Raw genomic sequence first — 13,956 nt, 5'->3', positions numbered from 1 at the left:
ATATCTAAAAAAAAGGCAGCGGCGCCAGACGGCCTATATGCCATCCGGTGCCGCCGCTTTATCGATCTTCTCTTCAACCCGGCAGCCCCGCGGCCGCGTCGGCGACCTGTCCCATCGTAAATGAGACGCAGGGAAGGCGCTCCGACCGGACCGTCTCCTCGCGGTCAAACACTTCCAGCAGCTCGTATTTGCCGTCCTTCAGCACATACTGCTCCAGCGACTCGTGGGCCGGGTCGATGATCCAATACTCCGGAATTTGATAGGTGGCGTACACTTTCAGCTTGCTTTGCTTGTCCCGTTTGACGGAATGAGGCGAGAGGATTTCCGCGACCAGATCGGGTATCCCTTCGATTCCCCGGCGGGTGATGATCTCGATCCTGCTGCGGTGCACCATAACCAGATCAGGCTGGCGGACCTCCGTTTGGGACAAAATGAGATCGATGGGCGAGGCGAAAATAACATACTCTGTTTGACAACTATTGGTTAGTAAATTCTGAATTTGGTTGCTTATCACCTGGTGTTTGGGCGTCGGCGCTGGTGTCATCAACTCCAACACACCGTCCGCCAATTCGTAGCGCTTACCGTCGTCGGGCAGCCGGGCATAATCGTCGTAGGTGGCAGGCTGCTCTTTAATGATAGGTTTTTGCTTATCATCTCGGGCTTTCATAGGGTCCCCCTTAAGAACGATCTGTTTAAATTATACCATACAGCCCTTGGCCCGGCGTTTGAAGGATCGGCGACATTTCTCGGCTGCAGGTATATTCCGGAAAATATTAGCAATAATAGAGAGCAACTCTATACGGAAGGAGCAAAGCTAATGGATGCTACTCTTGGAGCTGATGAGGTTGTCCGCAGAATCAAGCAATTGCAAACGGAAGGCAGTTCGCTAAGCAAAAAGCAGGTCAAGCAACATGATCCGGAGTTGATGCGCAACGCTTTGTTTTATTTCCCCAGTTGGGAACACGCCGTGAAAAATGCGGAAGGTTTATAAACGGGAGACCCGTTTGTTTAAGTTAATGAGTTGAGGCTGTGTATAAATAATAAGGGCTGTCCCCCAGTCGTCAAGGATGACTGGGGGACAGCCTTCTTGCTTTTGCCTTCAAGCTGATTTTCAGCAAAAGTACTAAAGGTCAGCGCCGTTGGAGGCGATTATCTGCTTGTACCAGTAGAAGCTGTCTTTTTTATACCTTTTTTGAGTCCCATTACCCAGATCGTCTTTATCTACATAAATGAAACCATAGCGTTTGGACATTTCAGAGGTTCCGGAAGACACAATATCTATGGCAGACCACGGTGTGTAGCCTATTAACTCCACTCCATCTCTAATCGCTTCTTTCATTTGGGCAATATGCTCACGCAGGTAGCTGATTCGATAGTGATCGTGAATCTCATGATCCTCCAACTTGTCTTCTGCCCCTAGTCCATTCTCTACAATAAAAAGCGGCTTCTGATAGCGGTCATAAATAGTATTCATCGAATAACGGATGCCTACAGGGTCAATCTGCCAGCCCCAGTCCGATGCTACCAGATACGGATTACGTATCCCCCTCGTCAGGTTCCCCTCCGTTTCATCCAGCTGGGCCAGTCTCTCTTTACTGTTGCTGGTTATGGCGGATACGTAGTAGCTGAAGCTGATGAAGTCGATGATGTTGTTCTGAAGAATCTCGGTATCCCCTGGCTCCATGACAATCTCAATCCCGTTGTCTTCAAAAAAACGATTCATATAGGGAGGATAAGCTCCACGCGCCTGGACATCCATGTAAAAGAAATTATGATACTGGTCATCCAGCATAGCCTGCAAGACATCATCCGGATGACAGGTTGCCGGATAAGTAGTCAGTCTGGCAATCATACATCCGATTTGGCTGTTCGGCGCAAACCGACGGCACTTCTCGACCGCCAAGGCACTGGCCACAAACTGATGATGTATCGCCTGATAGCAATCCTGAAGGTAATGCTCGGAGCGATCCTCAACCAGTCCGGTTGATTTAAAGGTGGAGAAGCGGCCTGCATTGATCTCGTTGAATGTGATCCAGTAGCGGACCCGGTCCTTATAGCGTCGGAACAAAAGCTCGGCGAAACGGATGAACATTTCAATGACCTTGCGGTTCTTCCAGCCGCCGTATTCATTCACGATGTGCAAAGGCATTTCGAAATGAGAAAGGGTGACCAAGGGTTCAATATTGTATTTTTCAAGTTCAGTAAGTACCCGGTCATAGAATTCAAGTCCCTTTTCATTGGGAAGAAGCTCATCTCCTTTGGGGAAGATCCGGCTCCAAGCGATGGAGAACCTGAATACCTTGAACCCCATCTCGGCGCATAAGCGGATATCCTCTTCGTAGCGATGATAGAAATCGATTCCTTCCCGTTTGGGGTACCCCTTCGTGCCCGTCTCCCGCAGGGCTTTTTCAATAACGGATGAGGTAATATTCAGATGCTTGGACAAGTCCCTGCGGTCTGAATCAGGATCGTAAAAGGAGATGTCCGATACAGAGATTCCTTTATGATCCTCTCCAAATCCTCCCTCAGCCTGACAAGCGGCGATGGCTCCTCCCCACAAAAAACCTTCCGGAAATCCTTTTTTACTATGCTCCATGTGCTGCCTCCTGCTCCAGTGCACTTCTCTCATCCTCCAAAGATCGTTTATCAATGAGGCGGAAGAATGGATAGTATATTAGAATTTGCAGCGCTATACAAACAAACTGCAAAATAACCAGCGGGATACCGCCGTTGACGAATGAATTAAGGATAATAGGTGTCCCCGCCGGAAAATGAGTTCCGTTGGCGATTGGAACAATGCCGAGCGCCATCGACCAATAAGCTACGCTGGATACAATGATCGGGCCGAATACAAAAGGAATCAGCATGAATGGGTTGAGTACAATCGGCGCGCCAAAGATGATGGGCTCATTAATACTGAAAATCGAGGCCGGGAAAGCGAGCTTGCCCAGCGTCTTGTAACGCTTGCTGCGCGAGAAGAAAGCCAGCAGAATGGCCAAGCCGAGCGTTGCTCCGGAGCCGCCGACCACCACAAAGGAGTTGTAGAAGCCGCCGCTCAAAATATTATGGTGCGCTTCACCGCGGCTGATGGCCTCCAGATTTTCCAGGCCCATAGGCAGCCATACACTGTAGAAAATCGGGCTGACCACCATGAAGCCATGAATACCAAAGAACCATAAAATTTGGACAACGAATACAAAAATGACAAGTGACCAGTAGCCCCCGCCGATATTATGCAGCGGCGCCTGAATGAATGTATAAATCATCTGATGCAAGCTTCCAAATTCCGTTAATGACGATAAGTAACTGATCAATGTAAACAAGATAACAATGACCGTACCCGGAATCAGATTGGCGAAGGTTTTGGCTACGGTGGGAGGAACTCCCTTCGGCATTTTAATGATCCAGTTTCTCTCCACGATCGTAACATATAATTTTCCGACGATCAGACCTACGATAATGGCCACGAACAATCCCTGCGCACCTAGAAATTGAAAGGTGAACGCGTTGGCTTCATTAACCTTGGTGATCGGTGTCAGAATGAAGAATGACATTAAACTGATCAAACCGGCTCCGGCATTGTCGACCTTCGGATTGAGGTTGCTCACGAGACGATAGGCCACGAAAAATACGGCATACACGGACAGGAGTGTAATCAGTACGTTTGCCGGTATTTGAAAAATCTGTTTTAGTCCGGTCTTCTGGATAAAGTTCTGATAGCCCTCTATGTTGAGATTGGCGAACAGGGTCGCGAATGAGCCCAGCATCAATACAGGCATAACGGAGGTCAGGGCTTCGGATATGGACGACAGGTACTTATTCTTGCTGATTTTGCTTGCAGTTCCGATTACGGATAATTTCAACTTATCAAAGTTCATGCTCACTAGAGGGCCTCCCTTAATGGAGCAGACTTAAGGCGCTTTTCAGCACCTTCTCGCCGTCCATCATGCCATAGTCCATCATATTAATCGTCATGACCGGAATCGGAAAAGTCCGCTTCATCTCGGCTTCCATATGTCCTATTTGCGGCCCCAGCAGTACAACATCCATATCCGTGAACTTCTCCATCTCACTCTCTGCTGTAGCATCGATGAAGACCTCGATTCCTTCGGCAGCCGCAGCCTCCTTCATCTTCTCGACCAGCATGCTTGTAGACATTCCCGATGAGCACACGAGCAGTATCTTCTTCATATTCAGTCCACCAATCCTTTCAATTTCTGTTCAAGCGCCTGGCGTTGTCGAATCTCCTCAATCAGCTCTACGATCAATTCCCGTACCGTCAAAGCATTCATTAAATGGTCCTGGGCGTGAATCATCAGAATGGTGACCTCCGTTTTTTCACCGCGTCCTTCAGCTTGGATCAGTCCGGTTTGCACTTTGTGCGCTTTTCCCAATTGCTCTTTAGCCTGCTTCAACAGCTCGCCTGCTTCTTCCAGCCGGCCTTCTCTGGCAATGCGCACGGCTTTCAGGCACAAGCTTCTAGCTTCTCCGCTGCTGGCGATAATTTGCATGACGATTTGTTCAAATTCCATATGGTTTCCCACTCCTATAGAAAATTCTCGATTTCTTTCATAAATTGCTCAAAGCTGGTTACGGCCAAAATTCTGCTGCGCACATCGTCTTTTTCCATCAGTGTAAGCAGCAGCTTGCTGATTTCTTTGTGCAAAAACAACTGGCCGGGCTGCAAATTGATGATAAAAATGCATTGGACCAGTTTGTCTTCAAACAGGGCCGGTTTTTTCAACAGCGTCACATTAATGCAGTCCTTAATTGCGCTCATCCGCATGGGATGGGGTCCGGCTACGCCGTTTTTGTAAATCGTCGTAAATTTCCGCTCCCGCAGTAAAACCTGGCGGGGGAAGTCTTCCGCCGCGTACTGCTTGCCGACGATTTCTTGGCAGCGCTCCTCCAGCAGTTTCATATAATCTTCGGGACCGGACAGATGGAACAATTCTCGCCGGAATAAATCTTTGAAATCGCTCAGCTTATAGGATGGGCGCGATGGATCGATTCTAAGGGAAAGCAGCTCGCGAATGCGCTGTATTTCCTGGTCATCCAGCAGGCTTTTGATATGAATGACCGGCTTTTCCTTGAAATCGGTTGCCAAAGGCACCGTAGTCAGAATCAAATCCACCGGCCGGTTCAGCATGTCTTCCATTTCGGAAATTGAGGCCGTAATCACGGAGGCTTTCGGAAAAACCGCTTCCAGTTTCAGCCGGATTAAATGCGCGCTGCCCGCTCCCGTCGAACAAATGACCGCGATTCGTTTGAACTGCTCCAGATTTTGCTGCTTTTTGCGCTCCAGATGAGTGGCAAAATGCAGGGCGACGTAGCCGACCTCATCCCGGGACATTTTAAATCCGTATTGCTCCTCAATAATTTCGGCAAAGCGGAATGAGATGACAAACACGTTGGCATATTCGCTGTACACGTCTTCCACCAGCGGATTGTCGAGCTGCAGGTTGTAATACAATCGGTTTAACAGCGGGAACATATGCATCAGCAGCGATTGCTGGAGGTCTTCATCCAAGCTGAAGCCCGTCAGGAACTCTTGATCAAGCCGCCTTAAAATAACGCTGATACCCTGCTGCAGCTCCTGTTTCGTGTCCTCGCCAATATGCTCCACAATCGTTTTGCCCGAAATATGCAGCGCAAGGTAGTCCATTTCGTCGGGCGGAAGCGCCATTTCGTAATGTTGTACCACCCAATCCGCTATTTTTTCGGCAATATCGCGGTACAGGGGTTCGGGCGTTTTGAGCATGGCTTGTCCGCTGACAATATAATTACTTTTGGAGATGCGGTAGAGCAGGATAAACAGATGCGTGACGATATTGTTTAGAAACACATCGGAAATCCGCAGTTCTTTTTCCTTCAGCACCTGCAGCAAATATGCTTTCAATTGATCCTTATGCGCGTCAAACTTACGGCTGAATTTGTTGAAATCCTCGTTTTGCTCAATCGCCTGATGATTCTGGAGAATAAAATGCGAAAAAGCTTTGCGGATATTTTTTTCTTCCCCTTCAATTTTCACCCCGTAATGGGAGCGCCGGAGCAGCTCGAGCTGAAAGGGGGCGATTTTCAGCTCGACCTCCTTCAAATCGGAAGTCAGCGTCGTGCGGCTGATGCCCATCTCTTCCGCAACCTGGTCCATGGACTTAAAGGCATCGCTCTGAAGCAAGTAATAAATAATATATTGCTGGCGGGAAGCCGCATTATCCGAATCTACCATGCTCCTAAGTCGGCGTACATGCTCCAAATAGGCGGCAAACCGGTTCTCTTCCTCGATTTCAAGCAGGAATCCCTGATTCCGGATGGTCTTGATGCCAAATCCGTGTTTGGCTCCCGTCCGATCCAGGGAACGAATGACTCCCCTAACCGTCCTTTCGCCGAGCCCCACTTCCGCAATCAACTCGCTCATCCTGACCGGAAGCCTTTTGGTGTACAAAATATGCAGTATGGTGTATTCTCGCATGCCGTTCCCTCTTTTTTTGATACTAGTATCGTCAAGCAATACAACCGGTTATGGCTTAAGCATAGGGGAAGCGTTCTCAAAAGAACATAGCATTTTTTGCAATTTGAAACGGCAAGGATTGTTAGGATTCGCTGTTTCCATTGATGCTTCCCGCCGATATGATGGATGTATGAAAAAATATATCCCTTTTACCTACAAAATGCTGATCCCATACCTGCTGCTCGTCCTGTTGACGGATGCCATCATCGGCTACACTTCTTATTCGATGCTGATCCAGTCGAGAACGGAAATGGCGGAGACGAACATTCGGACAGGTATGGAGCAGGCCCGAAGCAACATCCGTTATCAAATGGACGAAATCCAGCGGATGTCGGACACGTTGTTCAGCAACCTCGCTTTTCAGCGGGCGCTGCAGACCAAAGGGGAGGCCTACGACATCTACTTGGCCATGCTGGATAAGATCGTGCCTGAAATCACGGCGCCGCTGAAGTTATTCGGAAACGATATCCGGTTAATGTTATATACGCTCAACGATGAGCTGTATTTCGTATCGGGCGATAACCTGGAGGAGCCGATCAGGGACAGCGATTACTATATTCTGCCGTTCGAGGACATTAAGGACAGCGCATGGTACAAAGAATTCAAGGATTCGGAGCGGGACAACATCTGGCTGCAAATCGATACGGACCAGCGGCTCGGGAACATCTCTCACATCCGCAGGCTGGTGTCGTACAGCGGAAATATGACCGTCATCGGCTACGTCCGCATCACGGCGTCGCTCGACGACCTGTTCGGCGATTTCTCCACCTTTCCCGTCGAGGAGGGCATCACCATCCGCCTGATCGATACGGCTTCATCCGGGGAGCTGCTGTACCAGCGGGGCAGCGCCGCGCAAAGCTATGACGGAAATTCCTACTTAAGCCTGAAGGAACCGATACCGGGAACGGATTTCGTGATCGAAGCGCTGGTGCCCAAAGCATATTTAACGAAAGATGCCGGCCGGCTGCAGCGGGTGATTCTTACCGTCTGTACGATCAGCTTTGCCTGCATGGCGGCCATCGGGTACATCGTCGCCCGCTTGTCCGGCCGCAAAATGAAGCGTATCGTTGCGCTGGTGCGATCGTTTCAGGACGGCAACTTTCAGAAGCGGATCCGCTTTTCCGGCAACGATGAATTCGTCCACATCGCCGATGCGTTTAACGTCATGGCCGCCAATATCCAGACGTTGATCAACAGCGTTTACGTGCAGGGCATTCAGAAAAAGCAGGCCGAACTGGAGGCGCTGCAGGCGCAGATCAACCCGCATTTTCTATACAACACGCTGTCCACGATCAGCAGCCTGGCCAACTTGGGAGAAGCGGAAAAAGTAACCCAAATGGTGCAGGGCTTATCCCGTTTTTACCGCCTGACCTTAAACCAGGGCAACGTGTTTACACCGCTCGAAAACGAATTAAAGCAGGTCGAGACGTACCTGGACATTCAACGCGTCAAATACGCCGGGGCGTTTACGGTCCATATCGATGTGGCCCCTTCCATTTTGCAGGTTCAGGTTATGAAGCTCATTTTGCAGCCTTTTGTGGAAAACAGCTTTAAGCATGCCTGGTTCGGCGAAACGATCGCCATCATCATCAAAGGGCAACAAATAGGCGGTCAAATCGAGCTGAAGGTGATCGACAACGGCATCGGCATGCGGCCAGAGACGGTGAGCCGGCTATGGATCGGACCAAGCCAAACCGGCGGCTACGGCGTCAAAAACGTAAACGAACGAATCAAGCTGCGGTACGGCGATAAATACGGAATTCGCATCGCCAGCGTTTACGGCGGGGGAACGACGGTGCGCATCATGCTCCCGGCCAACACGGAAGACCAGCCCGCTTTGGAGTAACCCGGAATTTTCAAGGATGGGAATCATCGCCAAATCTATTAAAATCGGTGAATTTGTATAGGTTTTTGTTGGAAACCGCTATATTCTTGGCAAGTACCTGCAAGTATGCTCGAAATAGAAGAACCTTCTCGGTGCTGAAAAGCCGACTTTTTGAACTCACGCTTAAAACATCCGGAGGATGACAGATATGAAAATCAATGTATTGCTGGTTGATGACGAAGCGATTGACCTCGAGTGGCTGCGCCGCAGAGTGCTGGCCGGCGGATTGAATCTCCAGGTGGCGGCCACGGCCAACAACGGCTTCAATGCGTTAAAAGCGATGGAGCAGGAGCGCATCGACTTGATCCTGTCCGATATCCGCATGCCGATTATGTCGGGGATTGAATTTGCCCGGAAAGCGAAAGAAATCAATCCGCATGTCAAAATCATATTCATCAGCGGCCATGACGATTTCGAATACGCCAAGGAAGCGATCAGAATCAGCGTGTCGGGTTATCTGCTGAAACCGGTGGAGGACCAGGAGTTGTACAAAATGGTCGGCGAGCTATGCGCCGAAATCGAGCGTGAGCGCGACCAGGACCGTACATTTGCGGAAGCGCTGACCCTGGTGAATGAAGAACTGCTGCTGCGTTGGCTGAACGATATCTCGCCGGAGCAGGTGGAGTGCCATATCCGCGGTTTTTTGGACACGCTCCTGAAAACGGGAACGGCGGCCGCTTTGGTCGAAATCGATGATCTCGAGTGGAAGACGGGAGCGATGGCCGAGGACGAACGGCGCCGGCAAATCCATAAAGTGATGGATTTCGTTCAGCATTTTTCGCTGGAAATGAAAATGGGCACTTTTCTCGTCAATCATCCGACGAGGTTCGTCCTGCTGTCGGCCGTTCCGGAAACGACGTTTCTGGAAATGCTCGAGGAACTGATCCGCGCCGTTCGGCAGATTTCCCCGTTTTCCGTCACCGTCGGCGCCGGCGGGTTTGCCTATGACGGGCAGCAGCTGCGCGAGTCCTACCGTCAGGCCCAGGCGGCGCTGAGCGCGAAATGGCTCGTCGGCAAAGACCGGCTGATCCGGGAGGCCGGTGTGTTTTCGCCGGAAAGCCGGTTTGCGTCCAAGCGGACGGATGAAATCCTCGAGCGGATGCTGAAGGCGATTTTGCACTATGACCTGGTCACGATCGACGACTGCTTGCTGGAGCTTTTTTATCAAGGGGTGCCCCTCGCCCAGAAAAACGACGTCTACGACCTGATCATCCGGATCACGACCAAACTTCATGCCGATTTGCGGGAAATGGGCGAAAACTTGTACGAGCTATTGAAATGGGATTCGCATCAGCCGGTGCTGCTGTTCCAGTTTGAAACGATCCATGACATCATGTCGTGGCTGCGGAGACGGTTTTTTGAGCTGTCGGAGCTGCTTTACGCCAAAAAGCAGAAGCAAAAGCGCAAGCTGATCCGGGACATTATGCAGCACGTGGAGAACAATTTGGAGCAAAAAATTACGCTGAAGGAAGTGGCCGCGTTTTTCGACTTTACCCCGAATTATTTGGGTTATTTGTTTAAAGAAGAAACCGGCGTCCATTTCAGCGATTATTTGAACGGTCTGAAGACGAAACGTGTTTGCGAGCTGCTGACCGATCCTACCTTAAAAATCTACGAAATCGCCGAGCAGATGGGCTATAAAAATATCATTTATTTTAACCGCCAATTCAAGCAGGCCACCGGGATGACCCCGGGCGAATACCGTAAAACGCAAAAAATATAAGCGGGTATCGTGGAATTAGTATTGCTTTTTGTTGCTTTGCTGAATCCCCCGTGAAACCGCCCCCTTCTATAATACATATAGAGACAACCAAGAGGGGAGTATGGATCAGATGAAAGGACGCGGCTTTTGGAGCGATGTGAAAAAATATAAAGTGCTGCTGCTGATGCTGGCGCCGGCCGTTTTGTTTTTTCTGTTGTTCGCTTACATACCGATGGCGGGCATCGTATTGGCCTTCAAACAGTACAACTATACCGGCGGGGTGTTCGGAAGCCCGTGGAACGGACTCGACAATTTTCGCTTTTTCTTCGACTCCGGGGACGCCTGGCGGGTTACGAGAAACACCGCGCTGTACAACTTAGCGTTTATTGTCGTCAACAACATCGTGCAAATTTTTGCGGCGGTTTTGCTGTTTGAGGTGGCCGGGAACTGGTTCCGCAAAATCACCCAAACCGCGCTTTTTCTGCCTTATTTCATCTCCTGGGTTGTCGTCGGCGCGATTGCGTACAACCTGTTCAACTACGATTACGGAACGATCAACGTGCTGCTGAACGCCGTCGGCCTGGAATCGATCGACATCTACAATACCGCGGCCTATTGGCCGGTAATCCTCATCATCGTGTCGGCCTGGAAAACGCTCGGGTACGGAACGATCATGTACCTGGCGGCGATTACGAGCATCGATACGGAAATGTACGAAGCGGCGGAAATCGACGGCGCCAACGTGTTTCAACGGATTTTCAAAATTACGATTCCGAATTTGTACCCTACCCTCATCATTTTGGTCCTGCTTGCCATCGGGAACATCTTCCGCGGCGATTTCGGGATGTTCTACAATATGGTCGGCAACAACGGCCTCCTGTTCTCGGCTACGGACGTCATCGATACTTTCGTGTTCCGGTCGCTGACGACGTCGAACGAAATCGGCATGTCCGCCGCCGCCGGCTTCTACCAGTCGATTCTGGGTTTTGCCACGATTATGCTGGCGAACTACGCGGTACGCAAATACGACAAGGATCGCGCTTTGTTCTAACGGCCGGGGCGGCCTCATGAACACGAACGACTTATATAGGAGGTTTACGATATGAGTACGATGGCTCCGAAGTACGACAATCTGGAACCGGCGGTGAAGCCGGGAGAGAAAAAACGCAGGTCCGCGGACCGCATGCTGCTGCAAATCATCGGGTATACCGCATTGACGTTGTTCGCCTTATTTTGCATTTTTCCGTTTATCCTTGTCATCTCTTCCTCGCTCACCGAGGAGAGCAAAATCATCGAAGACGGGTTCCAGCTCATCCCTACGGCTTTTTCCCTGGAAGCCTACAGCATTCTGTTCAAATATCCGCAGGAGATGCTGAAAGCTTACGGCATCACGATATCGGTCACCTTGCTTGGTACCTTTTTCGGCCTGTTTTTGACCTCGATGACCGCTTACGTGCTGTCGAGAAAAGATTTTAAATGGCGGAACCACTTCTCCTTTTTCTTCTTCTTTACAACGCTGTTCAGCGGCGGGCTTGTCCCGTGGTATTTGCTGATCGTCAACTACCTGAATCTGAAAGACACGCTAATCGTGCTGATTCTGCCGATGCTGATGAACGTGTTTTATATCATCGTCATGAAATCGTTTATGAGCAGCATCCCCGAAGCGATCATCGAATCGGCGAAAATCGACGGAGCCAGCGACTTTCAGATTTTTATCCGCTTCGTCCTGCCTTTATCAAAACCGGCTTTGGCCACGATCGGCCTGTTTATCGCCTTGGGCTACTGGAACGACTGGTACAATGCGCTGCTCTTCATTTCCGATTCCGATCTGATGCCGCTCCAATACTACTTGTACCGGCTGCTCGGCAATATGGACGGCATGCGCAAGGCGATGATGGCCGCCGGCGCCGTCATGAGCGTGGACATCCCGACCGAAAGCCTGAAGATGGCGATGACGATCGTCGCCACCGGCCCGATTATGATCGCGTATCCGTTTATTCAACGCTATTTCGTGCAAGGCCTGACGATCGGCGCAGTTAAAGGATGACCTCAGGGGAAACCTGGTTATCAAATAGATGTAGTTCAAAAAGTCATCTTTTGATCACGAAGCAGGACAAGAAGCGGATTCGACATCGAATCTTGAATTCAGCCGGGCCTAAGCATACGCTTCGGTGCTGAAAACCTGACTTTTTGAACAATCTTATGAGCATTTCATCATATCATTAGGGGGAACTCTAGTATGAAAAAGATGAGAAAGAAAGCAACATTTCTGCTGGCCATGGTGTTGGCGCTGACGACATTGCTGGCCGCTTGCGGCGGCGGAGGAGGCAATAAAGCGGCAAACGAAAATACCTCCGGCGCGGGGGCCTCGAACAACACCGCTGCGAATGCAGCTATAGCGGCGGACGGCTCTGCGGACTTGTCTCAGGAAGTAAAGCTCAAAATGCTGCTTATCGGCGGCAAACCGACCGATTATGATGAAGTGTTCGGCAAGCTGAACGAGCTGCTGAAAGAGAAAATCAACGCCACCGTAGAAGCCGAGTTTCTCGATTGGGCGGACTGGACGCAGAAGTATCCGCTGAAGTTCGCTGCTGATGAAGATTTTGATATCGCTTACACCGCAAACTGGGCGTTCTACATCGACCAGGTGCAAAAGGGCGGGTTCCTGGAGCTGACGGATGAAATGCTGCAGAAATACGCGCCGCAAACGTGGGCGGCGATGCCGCAAAGCTCCTGGGATCAAGCCAAAGTGGGCGGGAAGCTGTACATGGTGCCGAACAACAACCAGGACGTGACCGACAAAGTGGTGCTGGTTCGCGAAGACCTGCGCAAAAAATACAGTCTTGAGCCGGTAAACAGCCCGGAAACCTACGCCGCTTATTTGAAGGCGATTGGTGCGAACGAAAAAGGCATTAGCCCGTTTGGCGCCAAACCGGCCGACGGCTGGAAATGGCATGAGCTGGACCAAATTTTGCTGGAGCAGCAAAACGAATGGAACCTGGTCGATTACAACTTCCCGCTCGCTTATAATATCGACGATCCGGCCGGTAAATTGTTTAATGCCTACGATACGCCCGAGTTCAAAAGCCTGATTGCGTACTACAAAGATTTGGCCGACAACAAAGGCTGGTCCAAAAACATCGTCAGCAACAAAAACGACGTATTCCAGGACATCAAAGCCGGAAAAACGTCCTCCTACGCGCAAAACCTGGGTACGATCTCGAGCAATGTCGGCGAAATCCGCCGCGACAAGCCGGAGATGGAAGTTACCGTTGCCGATCTGACGCCGGACAAGAAAAAGATCGGGGCAATTTCGACGCAAAACGGCCTGGCAATTCATGTTTCCTCCAAAAACGCGGAGCGCTCGCTGATGCTGATCGACCTGCTGCAAAATGACAAGGAAATCCATGATCTTACGATGTACGGCATCGCCGGCAAGCATTACGAGCCGGTGGACGACGACAAATACAACCCGGGACCAAGCTTTACGAACTATAACTTGTCTGGCTTTTCCGTTTGGGGCTGGAACTCTCTGCTGAACCGCACCGATGCTTCTTATCCGGAAGAAGGCACGAAAATGCTGGAAGACTGGCAGTCGAAGGTGTACCATTTCCCGCTCGAAACCTTCGTCTTTGACGATACGAACGTGAAGAACGAAATCGCCAATGTCGGCAACGTGATGCTCCGCTACGCGATTCCGCTCGAATATGGACTGATTAACGATCTTGATAAAGGCCAGGCCGATTTGATCAAGCAACTGCAAGCCGCCGGTCTGGACAAAATCCAGCAAGAGCTGCAAAGCCAAATCGACGCTTTTCTGGCCGCACAACCCAAATAAAGCCTTTCGCATGAAGGAGA

At 50.4% G+C, this 13,956-nt stretch carries 12 protein-coding genes; 6 read left to right on the top strand and 6 right to left on the bottom strand.

What is annotated here, in order from left to right; all coding sequences use genetic code 11:
- Positions 1-73: 73 nt before the first annotated feature.
- Positions 74-667, bottom strand: a complete 594-nt coding sequence (locus tag EHV15_RS03190) for a Uma2 family endonuclease (RefSeq protein ID WP_128629993.1) — start codon at positions 665-667, stop codon at positions 74-76.
- Between the two features lie 150 nt (positions 668-817).
- On the opposite strand from EHV15_RS03190, the gene EHV15_RS36300 reads away from it, so the two are divergent.
- The gene (locus tag EHV15_RS36300; protein WP_164815316.1) at positions 818-991 is read left to right on the top strand and encodes a hypothetical protein; all 174 of its coding nucleotides are present in this window, start codon (positions 818-820) and stop codon (positions 989-991) included.
- Positions 992-1,123: 132 nt separating this feature from the next.
- Here the strand turns inward: EHV15_RS36300 and EHV15_RS03185 are convergent, their stop codons facing one another.
- Genes EHV15_RS03185 through EHV15_RS03165 form a run of 5 tightly spaced genes read right to left on the bottom strand, consistent with a single transcriptional unit; the run spans position 1,124 to position 6,472 of the window.
- A complete protein-coding gene (locus tag EHV15_RS03185; protein WP_128629992.1) occupies positions 1,124-2,596 on the bottom strand; it encodes a glycoside hydrolase family 1 protein in 1,473 nt (490 codons plus the stop codon).
- Positions 2,586-3,878 (bottom strand): PTS sugar transporter subunit IIC, encoded by a 1,293-nt coding sequence (locus EHV15_RS03180; protein ID WP_246061889.1) that lies wholly within the window; start codon positions 3,876-3,878, stop codon positions 2,586-2,588. Before EHV15_RS03180 ends, EHV15_RS03185 begins: the two co-directional genes overlap by 11 nt.
- A 19-nt stretch (positions 3,879-3,897) precedes the next feature.
- Positions 3,898-4,191, bottom strand: a complete 294-nt coding sequence (locus EHV15_RS03175) for a PTS sugar transporter subunit IIB (RefSeq protein ID WP_128629990.1) — start codon at positions 4,189-4,191, stop codon at positions 3,898-3,900.
- 2 nt (positions 4,192-4,193) lie between these two features.
- A complete protein-coding gene (locus EHV15_RS03170) occupies positions 4,194-4,532 on the bottom strand; it encodes a PTS lactose/cellobiose transporter subunit IIA (RefSeq protein ID WP_128629989.1) in 339 nt (112 codons plus the stop codon).
- 14 nt (positions 4,533-4,546) lie between these two features.
- Complete coding sequence (locus EHV15_RS03165; protein ID WP_128629988.1) at positions 4,547-6,472, bottom strand: BglG family transcription antiterminator; 1,926 nt, start codon at positions 6,470-6,472, stop codon at positions 4,547-4,549.
- Between the two features lie 169 nt (positions 6,473-6,641).
- Here EHV15_RS03165 and EHV15_RS03160 point away from each other — a divergent pair, with 169 nt between their 5' ends.
- From EHV15_RS03160 to EHV15_RS03140, 5 genes are all read left to right on the top strand, one after another.
- Positions 6,642-8,357 carry a sensor histidine kinase gene (locus EHV15_RS03160; protein WP_128629987.1) on the top strand — a complete coding sequence of 572 codons (1,716 nt, stop codon included), beginning with the start codon at positions 6,642-6,644 and terminating at the stop codon, positions 8,355-8,357.
- Between the two features lie 187 nt (positions 8,358-8,544).
- Positions 8,545-10,119: a response regulator gene (locus tag EHV15_RS03155; RefSeq protein ID WP_128629986.1), complete on the top strand. Its 1,575-nt coding sequence runs from the start codon at positions 8,545-8,547 to the stop codon at positions 10,117-10,119.
- Between the two features lie 109 nt (positions 10,120-10,228).
- On the top strand, positions 10,229-11,149 hold the full coding sequence (locus tag EHV15_RS03150) for an ABC transporter permease (RefSeq protein ID WP_128635148.1): 921 nt from the start codon (positions 10,229-10,231) through the stop codon (positions 11,147-11,149).
- A 132-nt stretch (positions 11,150-11,281) separates the two neighbouring features.
- Entirely contained in the window at positions 11,282-12,145 is an 864-nt protein-coding gene (locus EHV15_RS03145; protein WP_218571267.1) for a carbohydrate ABC transporter permease, read from the top strand.
- A 192-nt stretch (positions 12,146-12,337) separates the two neighbouring features.
- Complete coding sequence (locus EHV15_RS03140) at positions 12,338-13,936, top strand: ABC transporter substrate-binding protein (RefSeq protein WP_128629984.1); 1,599 nt, start codon at positions 12,338-12,340, stop codon at positions 13,934-13,936.
- Positions 13,937-13,956 lie beyond the last annotated feature (20 nt).

It is taken from the genome of Paenibacillus oralis, from assembly GCF_003863965.1.
Lineage (GTDB): Bacteria > Bacillota > Bacilli > Paenibacillales > Paenibacillaceae > Fontibacillus > Fontibacillus oralis.
This window is presented reverse-complemented; position numbering and strand designations above follow the sequence as displayed.